This window comes from Sphingomonas sp. Ant20, from assembly GCF_000783375.1.
GTDB classification, from domain to species: Bacteria; Pseudomonadota; Alphaproteobacteria; order Sphingomonadales; family Sphingomonadaceae; genus Sphingomonas; species Sphingomonas aerolata.
This window is the reverse complement of the sequence record NZ_JRVI01000180.1, coordinates 1-11,240: the sequence shown is the minus strand read 5'-3', so window position 1 is coordinate 11,240 and position 11,240 is coordinate 1. Positions and strand designations below refer to the sequence as shown.

Annotated in this window: 7 protein-coding genes and 1 pseudogene; 5 read left to right on the top strand and 3 right to left on the bottom strand. The window is 68.8% G+C overall.

Annotated elements, in window-relative coordinates:
* Positions 1–1,391, top strand: a pseudogene (locus NI18_RS17115) (glycoside hydrolase family 125 protein); the annotation flags it as partial.
* 35 nt (positions 1,392–1,426) lie between these two features.
* Positions 1,427–3,739, top strand: coding sequence for a GH92 family glycosyl hydrolase (locus tag NI18_RS17110; protein WP_037531719.1), 2,313 nt, complete (start codon positions 1,427–1,429; stop codon positions 3,737–3,739).
* A gap of 21 nt (positions 3,740–3,760) precedes the next feature.
* Here the strand turns inward: NI18_RS17110 and NI18_RS25870 are convergent, their stop codons facing one another.
* Together NI18_RS25870 and NI18_RS25865 are read right to left on the bottom strand one after the other, a co-directional pair.
* The gene (locus tag NI18_RS25870; RefSeq protein ID WP_198527055.1) at positions 3,761–4,402 is read right to left on the bottom strand and encodes a hypothetical protein; all 642 of its coding nucleotides are present in this window, start codon (positions 4,400–4,402) and stop codon (positions 3,761–3,763) included.
* Positions 4,396–4,998, bottom strand: coding sequence for an alanine racemase (locus NI18_RS25865; RefSeq protein ID WP_198527054.1), 603 nt, complete (start codon positions 4,996–4,998; stop codon positions 4,396–4,398). Before NI18_RS25865 ends, NI18_RS25870 begins: the two co-directional genes overlap by 7 nt.
* A 192-nt stretch (positions 4,999–5,190) precedes the next feature.
* On the opposite strand from NI18_RS25865, the gene NI18_RS17100 reads away from it, so the two are divergent.
* The 3 genes from NI18_RS17100 to NI18_RS17090 are packed head-to-tail and all read left to right on the top strand — an operon-like array spanning position 5,191 to position 8,307.
* The gene (locus tag NI18_RS17100) at positions 5,191–6,564 is read left to right on the top strand and encodes an amidohydrolase family protein (protein WP_347574877.1); all 1,374 of its coding nucleotides are present in this window, start codon (positions 5,191–5,193) and stop codon (positions 6,562–6,564) included.
* Positions 6,565–6,576: 12 nt separating this feature from the next.
* Positions 6,577–6,969, top strand: coding sequence for a RidA family protein (locus tag NI18_RS17095; RefSeq protein ID WP_037531717.1), 393 nt, complete (start codon positions 6,577–6,579; stop codon positions 6,967–6,969).
* Entirely contained in the window at positions 6,970–8,307 is a 1,338-nt protein-coding gene (locus tag NI18_RS17090) for a gluconate:H+ symporter (protein WP_037531715.1), read from the top strand.
* Between the two features lies 1 nt (position 8,308).
* On the opposite strand, the gene NI18_RS17085 is transcribed toward NI18_RS17090, so the two are convergent.
* Positions 8,309–11,240, bottom strand: a 2,932-nt coding sequence (locus tag NI18_RS17085) for a sugar-binding domain-containing protein (protein ID WP_037531714.1), incomplete at its 5' end; no start/stop codon positions are given.

Sequence of the window (11,240 nt, the reverse complement as noted above, 5' to 3'; positions counted from 1 at the left end):
CTTCGCGGCGTCGGCGCCCGTCGCTGGCGGCGCCCGGCCGCCGCGCGATCAGCGTCGCTTCGTCAGTCCGGCGGTTGAGCAGGAGATCGTGCGGGTGAAGGCGAGGATCGCGGATCCCGCGCTGCGCCATCTGTTCGAGACCTGTTATCCCAACACGCTCGACACGACGGTCCGGTTGGGGATCGTCGACGGCAAGCCGGACGGGTTCGTCATTACCGGCGATATCGAGGCGATGTGGCTGCGCGACAGCTCGGCGCAGATGCAGACCTATGTCCATCTCTGCCGCCGCGACCCGGCGCTGCGCCGCCTGTTCCACGGCGTCATCCAGCGCCAGGCGCGGTGCATCCTGATCGATTCCTACGCCAATGCCTTCATGGCGGATCCGCAGGCCAAGTCGAACCTGGGCGCGATCGACGACCTGACCGAGATGCGCGCGGGCGTTGCCGAACGCAAATGGGAGCTCGATTCGCTCTGCTATCCGATGCGGCTCGCCTATGGCTACTGGAGCGAGACGCGCGATACCGCGCCGTTCGATGCGCTCTGGGCCAAGGCGATGGCGCGGGCGGTGGCGACGATGCGCGAGCAGCAGCGCAAGACCGATGACGGCCCGTACCGGTTCGAGCGCGTCAATCGCCACGCGACCGAAACGCTGATGCTGAAAGGCGTCGGGGCGCCGACACGCAAGGTCGGGCTGATCCATTCGATGTTCCGCCCGTCGGACGATGCCTGCACGCTGCCCTTCCTGATCCCGTCGAATCTGTTTGCGGTGTCGGCGCTGCGCATGCTCGCCAAGGTTCATGTCGAGGCGCGGCACGACGGCGCCGCGGCGGCGGAGTGCGTTGCGCTCGCCGACGAGGTCGACGCGGCGCTGCGCACGCATGGCCGGATGGCGTATCGCGCGGGCGGCACGGGCGGCACGGGCACGGGCGGAGACGTCTGGGCGTTCGAGGGTGGACGGGTTCGGCAATGCGATCTTCATGGACGATGCGAACGTGCCGAGCCTGTCGGCGCTGCCGCTGCTCGGCGCCGCGTCGCGCACCGATCCGCTGTACCGTCGGACCCGGGCAGCCGCCTGGAGCGCGCGCAACCCGTATTTCTTCACCGGCAGCGCGGCGGACGGAATCGGCGGCCCGCACAAGGGGCTGGGCATGATCTGGCCGATGTCGATCATCGTCCGCGCGATGACCAGCGATGACGATGCGGAAATCCGGCAATGCCTGCGCTGGCTGAAGACCACCGACGCGGGCACCGGCTTCATCCACGAATCGTTCGACAAGGATGACCCCAAACGCTTTTCGCGGCCCTGGTTCGCCTGGGCGAACGGGCTGTTCGGCGACCTGATCCTCGATCTCGAGCGGCGCCGCCCCGCCCTGCTGCGCGAGACCTTCTGATTCCCCCGACCGCCCGACCTTTAGGAGACCACCGCGTGATCCGCGCCACCCGTCGCGAGCTGCTTGCCGGCTCGACCCTTGCCGCGTTCGGCACGGCCCTTCCCCTTGCCGCACACGCGCAGTCGCCGGCAGTCACCAGGCCCGACCTGTTCATCGGCACGGGCGGGCATGGCCATACCTTCCCCGGCGCGACCCTGCCGTTCGGGATGGTCCAGCTTTCGCCGGATACCAACAATCATGGCTGGGATGCCTGTTCGGGCTATCACCAGTCCGACCGTTCGATCATGGGCTTCTCGCACACGCATTTGTCGGGGACCGGGATCGGCGACATGCTCGACGTGCTGCTGGTGCCGACGCGCAAGCCGCTGAAGCTCGTCGCGGGGCCGCGCGAGACGCCGTCCGACGGCTATCGCCAGCGCTATACCGACGAACATGCCGAGCCGGGCTATTACCGCGTCAAGCTCGAGTCGGGGGTGCTCGCGGAGCTGACCGCGACCGAGCGGACCGGGCTGCACCGCTACACCTTTGCCAAGGGTCCGGGGCATATCCTGATCGACCTGACGCACTGCAAGCAGGAGACCGCGGAGGAGGCGATCCGGATCGAGGACGCGTCGCTGTCGATCGAGGAGGACGGCCTGCTGACGGGCAGCCGCCAGGTCTTCCGCTGGGCGGAGGGGCGCCGCATCCATTTCGCGATGCAGCTGTCGCGCAAGCCCGACCGCGTGCAATTCTATGGCGACGGCGACACGCCGGTCGCAGGCGGCGGGCGCGGCGTGACCGGGCACCGGCTGAAGGTCGCGCTGTTCTTCGACGATGCGGGCGCGGCACCGATCCTGGTCAAGACCGGCATCTCGGCGGTCGACGTCGCAGGCGCGCGCGGCGCGCTGGCCGAGGCACCGGGCTGGACGTTCGACGCGACCTGCGCCGCCGCGCGCCGGATCTGGGCGAAGGAACTGGACATGGTCCGGGTCGCGGGCGGGACGCCGACGCAGCGGACGATCATGGCGAGCGCGCTCTACCACACGCTGATGGGCCCGACCTTGTTCAGCGACCGCGACGGTCGCTATGTCGGGCTAGACCAGCAGGTCCACACCCTGCCCGCGACCGAACGCGCGTACAGCGCCTATTCGCTGTGGGACACGTATCGCGCGCTGCATCCGTTGATGACGCTGGTCCGCCCCGACATGGCGGAGCGCTTCGTCCACGATCTCATCCGCCAGACGCAGCAGAGCCCCTATGGCCCGCCGACCTGGCCGTTGCAGGGGTTCGAGACCGGGTGCATGAACGGCTGGCATTCGGTCGCGGTGCTCGCCGAGGCGCATGCCAAGGGGATCAAGGCCGATTATGCGGCGGCCTGGCCCAATATCCGCCGGCGTGCCTTCGACCCGCAATACAAGGACAGCCTCGCGACGCTCGGCCGCGATCATTACATGCGGCTCGGCTATATTCCCGCGGACAAGATCAAGGAGTCGGTCAGCCGGACGCAGGAATATGCGTATGACGATCATGCGATGGCGCTGCTCGCCGACGCGATCGGCAAGACCGACGATGCGGCGCTGCTCCGCAAGCGCAGCGGCAACTGGCGCAACGTGATCGACCCGAAGATCGGCTTTGCCCGTCCGCGCTTCGCCGACGGAAGCTGGTGGGCGGCCTATGATCCGATCCAGCTCGGCCACATGCCGCAGCCGCGGTGGCGGGACTATACCGAGGCGAATGGCTGGCAGGCGACCTTCCTCAACCAGCACGACATTTACGGGCTGATCGCGCATTTCGGCGGCGATGCGGCGTATGACGCGAAGATCGATTCCTTCTTCAACGCGCCCTCGACGCTGCCCGCCAACGCGCCACCCGACATCGCCGGGCTGGTCGGGCAATATGCGCATGGCAACGAGCCCGGGCATCATGTGGCGTATCTCTATGCCTATGTCGGGACGCCGTGGAAAACCCAGGCGATGGTCCGCCGCTTATGCACCGAGATGTACAAGGACGATCCCGACGGCGTGATCGGTAACGACGATTGCGGCCAGATGAGCGCGTGGTTCATCCTGTCGTCGCTCGGATTCTATCCGGTCGATCCGACGACGGGGATCTATGTCTTCGGGTCGCCGCTGTTCGACAGCGGCGAGATGCGCGTCGGCGCGGGCAAGACGCTCCGGGTGCGCGCGATCGGCAATGCGCCCGACCGGCCCTATGTCCAGTCGGTGCGCTGGAACGGCAAGCCCTGGACCCGCAACTGGATCGCGCATGCCGACCTGATCCAGGGCGGCGAGCTGGAATTCACGATGGGCGCGAAGCCGTCGCGCTTCGGCACGCGCGCCGAGGACCGTCCGCCCTCGGCGCCGCGCTGACGCCCGCTGTCGAGGTCGGGATCAGAAGAAGGTCTCGACCACCTCGACGCAGGTGAAATCGTCATCGACCACCAGCACCCGCCGCCATTTGTCGAAGGTGAGGCAGGGGTGCGAGATGTCGAAGGCGATGACGTCGCCGACCGCGATGTCATCGCCGGGGGTGATCGCCAGATAGGCGTGCTGGTCCATCAGCCCGGTCACCGCCCAGTGCGCGGGGGCGTCGACCGGGCGGCGGTCGCGCGCCTTGCGGAACAGCGTCGCGGGCCGGGGAAGCCCGGCATCGAAGGCAACGTCGCGCTTGCCCATCGCGATGACCGCGCGCGCCGGATCGGGGATCGACTGCACCACCGCCCATACGCGCAGCGCGGGCAGCAGCGCGTCGCCAAAGCTCGGCGCGACCGGATTGCGTTTCAGGATCTGGTCCTGCGCGATGCGGTACAGGCCGTCGTCATGGCTGATGTAGCAGCCAGGGCGCAGCACGACCTGGACATCGCCGGCCTTTGCCAGCGCGGCGGTTTCCTCTGCGACCACGTCGTACCAGGCCGAGCCCGCCCCCGACAGGATCGCGGGCGTCCGCGCGATCCGCCCCGTCGCGAGCAGATCGCGCGTGATCGTCACCGCACGACGGATGAACCGCCGGACCTCCGCCTCGTCGCTCAGCACCCCTTCGTAGATTCGACCCCGGCGAGATGGAGATGCCCCGGCCAGTGCGCGACCGCGTCGAGCACCCCGGCGAGCGCGGCGGCATCGCGGACGCCGGTGCGGAAGCCCGACTGGTCGGGCTCGGGGGCGAGTTCGACGAGCAGGTCGAGCGACACGTCGGCGGCGCGGCACGCCTCCCCGAGCAGCGCCACCCCGGCGGCGGAATCGACGATGCAGATCAGCCGCAGCGCAGGATCGGCGAGCAGATCGACGATCGCGGCGATATTGGCGTCGCCGACGATCTGGTTCGCGATCAGGATGGTGTCGATGCCATGCGCCGCCGCGACCTGCGCCTGCTGGCTGGTGGCGACCGTGATGCCCCACGCGCCGGCATCGATCTGGCGCTTGAAGAGCGCGGGCGCCATCGTCGTCTTGCCATGCGGTGCGAGCGACACGCCATAGGCATCGATGAACGCGCGCATCCAGTCGAGATTATGCTGCATCCGCCGCGCATCGAGCACCGCCGCCGGAAACATGACGTCCCCCGCGAGCAGGTTCCAGCGCGCGGCCGCATCCCGACCGATACCCTTGTGCAGCTTCACACCGACGTCGCTCACGGCAGACCTCCCAGATAAAGAAAATTGTTTACATTATTTCGACCCGCGGTGACAGTGTCGATCCAGCCCGGCCACGACAGACGCGTGGCACTGACCTCTGGAACCTCTGGGAGGTGAAATGATGGCGACAGTCATTGCCGGTGTCGACGTGTATGACGGCAGCGGCGGCGCGGCCTTCCGCGCCGACGCGAGATAGGCGACGGGATCATCGCGCGGGTCTCGGCGGCCGCTGCGTCGCCGCCGCCGGGCGCGATCGACGGGCGGGGCCTGGCGCTCGCACCCGGGTTCATCGACGCGCATACGCATGACGATCTGGTCGTGATCGCGGCGCCCGCGATGACCGCGAAGGTGACGCAGGGCGTGACGACGGTGGTGGTCGGCAATTGCGGGATCAGCGCAGGCAGTGATCTGAGCGCGCATGCCCCCCTGCCCGACCCGCTGGTGCTGCTCGGTGGCGCGGACGAATTCCGCTATTCCGATTTCGCGGCCTATGCGCAGGCGGTGGACGCCGCGGTCCCGGCCACCAATGTCGTCGCGCTGATCGGCCATACCGCGCTGCGTGCGCGACACATGGACGGGTTCGACCGCGATGCGAGTGACGACGAACGCGCGGCGATGCGCCGCGACCTGGAGGACGGGCTGGCGGCAGGCGCGTTCGGGCTGTCGACCGGGCTCGCCTATGCCAATGCCAACGCCGCCTCGACCGCGGAGGTGATGGCGATCGCCGAGGCGTTGCGCGGTACCGGCGCGCTCTATTGCACGCATCTGCGCAGCGAGGCGGCGGCGATCGTCCCGGCGCTGGACGAGGCGTTCGCGATCGGCCGGCACGCCGCCGCGCGCGTGATCGTGTCGCATCTCAAATGCGCGGGCGCACCGCAATATGGTCGCAGCGGCGAAATCCTCGCGATGATCGAGGGCGCCGACGCGCAGCAGCCGGTCGGGTGCGACTGCTACCCCTATACGGCAAGCTCCTCGACGCTCGATCTGAAGCAGGTCGTGCCGGAGACGCCGATCCGGATCACCTGGTCGGACGCCGAGCCCGCCCAGGCGGGACGGATGCTCGCGGACATCGCCGCGGATTGGGACGTCGACCTGCGCGCCGCCGCAACGCGGCTGCAACCGGCGGGTGCGGTGTATCACTGCATGACCGACAGCGATGTCGACCGGATCCTCGCGCATCCGCTGACGATGGTCGGGTCGGACGGCCTGCCCTGCGATCCCCGGCCGCATCCGCGGCTATGGGGCAGCTTCCCGCGCGTGCTCGGCCATTATGCGCGCGACCGCGGCCTGTTCCCGCTGGCGACTGCGATCCGCAAGATGACCGGGCTTCCCGCCGATCGCTTCGGCCTGCACGACCGCGGCTATGTCCGCGAAGGGCTCGCCGCGGATCTCGTATTGTTCGACCCCGCGCGCATCGCCGACCGTGCGACCTATGACGAGCCGACGGCCGCAGCCGATGGCGTGGTCGGTGTCTGGGTCAACGGCGTCGTGACGCTCGCGCTCGGCCGACCGACCGGCGCCCGCGCGGGCCGCCTGCTGCGCCGCGCAAACCCCATTACCCAGTGAAGGAATGATCAGATGACGGACGGACTCAAGCGTTATGGCGTCGAAGGCGGCAGCGGCACCGGCGGCCAGCATCTGCCGTTCGCGCGCGCGGTCGGCGCGGATGGCTGGCTGTTCGTATCGGGCCAGGTGCCGATGGTCGATGGCGAGGTGATCGACGGCGGCATCATCCCGCAGACGCATCAGGCGATCCGCAACGTGCTGAAGATCCTCGAGGAAGCCGGATACGGCCCCGAGCATGTCGTGCGCTGTGGCGTATGGCTGGACGACGCGCGCGACTTCATGTCGTTCAACCGCGTGTTTAAGGAGTATTTCGGCGCGCATCCCCCCGCGCGCGCCTGCGTCGTGTCGCAGATGGTCGTCGACTGCAAGGTCGAGGTCGACTGCGTCGCCTGGAAGAAACCGTAAATGCAGCCGGGCGGCATGCTGCTGACCGAGGCGGCGATCGCCGTCGCCGCGCTCATCGTGCTGATCGTACGGGTGCGGCTGAGCCCGTTCATCGCGCTGACGCTGGTGTCGCTCGCGCTCGCGCTGGTCGTCGGCATCCCGCTCGGATCGATCGTCAAGAGCTTCGAGGCGGGCGTCGGTGGCGCGCTCGGGCATATCGCGCTGGTCGTCGGGCTTGGCACGATCCTCGGCAAGATGATGGTCGAAAGCCGCGGCGCGGAGCGGATCGCGGACAGCGTGATCGGCTTTTTCGGCCCTGCGCGCGCCGACTGGGCGATGATGACGGTCGCGCTGATCGTCGGCCTGCCGGTGTTCTTCGAGGTCGGCTTCGTCCTGCTGGTGCCGATCGTCTTCACGCTGGCGCGGCGGCTCGGGCAGCATCCGATGCGGATGGGGCTGCCGATGGCGGCGGGGCTGTCGGTGGTGCATGCGATGGTCCCGCCCCACCCCGCAGCGTTGCTGGCGACGCAGGCGTATAATGCGGATGTCGGGCTTACCGTGCTGTTCGCGCTGATCGTCGGCATCCCGACCGCCGCGATCGCCGGACCGCTTTATGGCCGGCTGGTGATCCGGCATCTCGCACCGCAGCCGATCGCCCCCGCCGCGGTCGTCGAGGCCGAGGACACGCGGAGCCTGCCCGGCTTCGGCATCACGCTTGCGACATTGCTGCTGCCCGTCGTGCTGATGCTCGCCGGCAGCCTCGCGACGATGATAGCGCTGCCCGGATCGCGGCTCGACGGCATCCTGCGCTTCGTCGGCACGCCGGTCGTCGCGCTGCTCGCCGCGGTGCTCGTCAGCTACTGGACGCTGGGGCTCGCGCGCGGGATGAACCTCGGGACGATCCAGAAGTTCACCAACGACTGCCTCGCGCCGACCGCGATGATCACGCTGGTGGTCGGCGTGGGCGCAGGATTCGGCCGCGTCCTGATCGACAGCGGCGTATCCGACGCGATCGTCGCCGCAGCGACCAGCGTCCACATGCCGATCGTCCTGCTCGCCTGGCTGATCGCGGCGCTGATGCGCGTGGCGACCGGGTCGGCGACGGTGTCGATGGCCACCGCCGCGGGCATCATCGCGCCGCTGGCGGCGGCCAATCCCGGGATCCGGCCCGAACTGCTGGTGCTCGCGACCGGTGCGGGATCGGTGATTCTCAGCCACGTCAACGATGGCGGCTTCTGGCTGGTGAAGGAGTATTTCGGGCTGAGCGTCGCTGACACGATCCGTAGCTGGACCGTGTGCGAAACGCTGATCTCGGTGGTCGGGCTGGGGCTGACGCTGCTGCTGTCGCTGGTCGTCTAGCCTATTTGCCCCCGATCGTCGTCGCGGGGCTGTTCCACCCGCGCAGCCGCACCGTGGCGACGCCGCGGTCGCCGGGATAGGCCACGGTGACGTCACGCGTCTCTCCGGGCAGCAGCGAGACGTAATTGTCGCTGAAATAGGCTGGCAGGATCTGCACGCCCTTGCCGTCGAACAGCGTCAGCTTGGTCTGCAATGCGGGAGTCGTGCCCGGATTGGACAGCGTGACGCGGAGCGATCGCTCGCCCGCTGCCGCCGACCCTGCCGCCACGTCAGCCCGAAGCGTGGCCTGCGGCATCGCCGACAGCGCGCGCAGATCCGCGGGGTTCGCCGCCTGCCAGTAGAAATTCTCCGACACGCGGCTCCCGTCGGCGGCGGACGCGTCGAGCCGGACCAGCACTGGCCCCTTCGCGAGAGCGGCATCGAGCGCCAGCGGGAAGAGCGCGACCGTGGCGTTGGCGGGCAGGTCGACGGTCTGCGCGTGGGTCGCGACGGTTGCGCCGGTCAGATCGGTGACTCGCGCGGTCGCCTTGACGCCGGTCAGCGGCCGGCGCGTGGTGTTGACCATCACGACCTGACGGCCCGGCTGGTTCATCTGGATGTGAACCGGCTCCGCCCCCTTCTTGGTGCCGTAGAACGCGGCGTGCGTGTCATAGTCCGACGAGTAGATCTGGAAATCGCTCGAGGGCCAGGCAGGGTGCGTCATCCACAGCATCCGGGCGCTGTTGGTGGTCCACAGCCCGGCATTGAACCCTTCGAAGATCGCGCGGTGCGATTCGTAGTTGAGCATCTGCGCCTTGCGCTCGAAATCGGCGAGATCGCGGGCCGGACCGAATTCGGTGTCCATCGCGCGCACGAAGCTCGCCATCGACACGCCGCGTTCCTGGTGCCAATCGTGATAGACCCAGGTGTCGCTGATCGGCCAGCGATCCTCGACGGGGACGGTGCGCTGCCACGATTCCAGCGTCGGAAAGCTCGCCGTGCCGACCTCGATCGCGAAGCCGTGCGGATAGCCGGTGAAATATTCCTCCGGCGGGTGCCATTCATAGGGCCCCGATCCGCCGAGATTGATGACCCGCGAATTGCCCTTGTAGAGCCGGGTGCCGTCCTCCTGCCAGACCATGTCCTGCAGCGCGGTCTGCAGGATCGGCTGCGGCACGCCTTCGTTGCGGCCGAACCAGAGGATGATCGACGGGTGGGTGCGATAGCGCCGCACCACGTCGCGCGCATTGGCGACGAACAGCGGCACGTCCTGCGCCTCCGCGTCATTGTCCTGCGTCGATTCCCAAAAGTCGTTGAGCACCATCAGCCCATGGCGGTCGGCGAGCGCGTAGAACGCCTCTTCGGTGCTCTGCCCCATCCAGTTGCGGATGATGTTCATCCCCGCCTCGCGGTGAAGCCGGAAATAGGGGGTCAGCCGGTCGGTGCCGACCCGCTTCATCATGTCGTCCATGCCCCAGTTGCCGCCGCGCGCGGCGATGCGGACGCCGTTGACGCGCAGCACCATCTGCGGCGACAGCGGATCGTCGGGCAATGCGGTGACCGCAGGCGATGTCTCCGCCCCCGGCATCAGCGAATTCGCCCAGCCGCCGCGGACCTTGCGCAGCGCCGGGTGGCGTTCGTCGATTACCGGCGTGCCGAGATCATGCGCGAGCGCGGTATCGACCAGCACACGCCGCAACGCCCCCGTGGTGTCGAGCGACGACAGTTCATACGTCACGCTGCGCATCCCGAAATCAAGACTGCGGCGGTCGGACACGACCCGGTCGCTCGCCACCGTCAGGTCGAGCCGGTGCAGCGCCGGGTCGCCATAGCCGTTGGGCCACCAGAGTTTCGGCTTCTGCACCGCGAGTTGCGGGAAGCTGCTCGGGGTGAAGCGCACGACCTGGCTGGCACCGGGCGGAAGCGTCACACGCTGTTCAACCGCGACATCGTCGAACGCCGCACGCACGGTCGCCGAGGCCGGCGCGGTGCCGTGGTTCGTCACCGGGACCTCGATCGAGACCTCGGCGACCGCATTGTCGGGCCGCGGCAGGCGGGTCGAGACCGCCGGATCGCCGATCGTCACGAACCCGGTCGCGGCGAGATCTACACCCTGCCACAGCCCGGTGTTGCGATCGCGCACGCCGGGGATCCAGTCCCACCCCTCGCTCGCGCCGAAGGTCGGACCGTCGCTCATCAACGCGCCGCCATTGTCGCCGCGCCCGCCGGCGAGCGACTGTTCGTGCGCGATGCCGGGATGCGGCGGCGGCGCGACGAGCACCGCGATGCTGTTGCGCTGCCCGGGCCGGAGCCGGTCGGTCACGTCGAACCGCCCGCGGATAAACGCGCCCTTCACGTCGCCGATCGCGGTGCCGTTGACCCACACCTGCGCCGCATAGTTGACGCCGTCGAACGTCAGCGTCAGCCGCTTGGCCGGGGTCGCGGGCAGCGTGAATTCGCTGCGATACCACCAGGATTGCCGCGACAGGCTTTCGGGGATCGCCATGTTGTTCAGGCCGATCGTCGGATCGGGATAGACGCCGCGATCGACGAGCGTCGTCAGCACCGTGCCCGGCACGGTCGCGGCATGCCACGAGCGGGCATCGAACCCCGGCTGCGAGATCGTGGCCCCGTTCGCCGCCACGGTCGGCGCCACGACCAGGCGCCAGGCGTTGACGGCGTAGTGCCCCTCGCGCGTCGGCGCGAGCGCGGGGGCGGTCGATACGGGGCTGGCGACGGGCTTCGAAAAGGGCGCCTTGCCGGTCGGGAGTTCCCAGGCCGGTTGCGGGGCGGTCAGGCCATATTGCGTCTTGACCTGCAGCGGCCAGGACGGGCTGGCATCCTCGAACCGGATCAGCGCCGCGTCGGGCTGGCGCCGGGCGAGCGCCGCTATCGCGGGTGCGCCGAGCAGCACGGGATCGAGCGCGAACGCGGCGATCCGCCCTGCAAACCCG

What these genes read in the sequence shown, in the direction of transcription:
- NI18_RS17095 (WP_037531717.1), top strand. Translation starts at nt 6,577, where the DNA reads ATGACGGACGGACTCAAGCGTTATGGCGTCGAAGGCGGCAGCGGCACC.
- NI18_RS17090 (WP_037531715.1), top strand. Translation starts at nt 6,970, where the DNA reads ATGCAGCCGGGCGGCATGCTGCTGACCGAGGCGGCGATCGCCGTCGCC.